Here is a 489-nt window from a genome sequence, read left to right as displayed (position 1 = left end):
CTGCAGCACTCTGTCCACAGTATCTCCGGAATACGCCGCGGCTTTTCCTGCGTTTCGGACCAGAGGCACAAACAGCAGCAGATTCAGACCCAGCAGGATGATATTGAGAACAACGGTAGCGGGGTCATCCAGATAATAAATCTGCTGGAGGGCAATGAGCACAACCGCCAGGGCGGAGACCAGGAACGGTCGGGCCCGGAGCCATACCTGCCGCAGTGTTCCCCATAGTCGCTCCCGCTTCATACCACCGCCTCCTCTGTCCCCGATCCAACCGTCTGGTTACTGCCTCGGACTGTTCCCGTACAACGCGATCAAGTGCTGGTCCGCGAACAGGTTGAACTTATAAAACTCGTCTGTAAAGCGGTAGGCTATCGCAAAGAAGTCATAGTTTCATAATATCCGCAAAACACTTCTATCTTGAATTTATAGAGTCCACTCGCTAATATCGTGGCTCGATTGCTTCCATTCCAAAACAGATCGGTGGTGGAC

General features: G+C 52.8%; 1 protein-coding gene. It reads right to left on the bottom strand.

The features are described 5' to 3' along the window. The coding region (locus RX395_RS09995; protein WP_316367345.1) for a hypothetical protein at positions 1–243 on the bottom strand (243 nt) is incomplete at its 3' end. Positions 244–489: the final 246 nt, after the last annotated feature.

Origin of the sequence: Collinsella aerofaciens (assembly GCF_032584215.1) — a bacterium.
Classification (GTDB): Bacteria; Actinomycetota; Coriobacteriia; order Coriobacteriales; family Coriobacteriaceae; genus Collinsella.
This window is presented reverse-complemented; position numbering and strand designations above follow the sequence as displayed.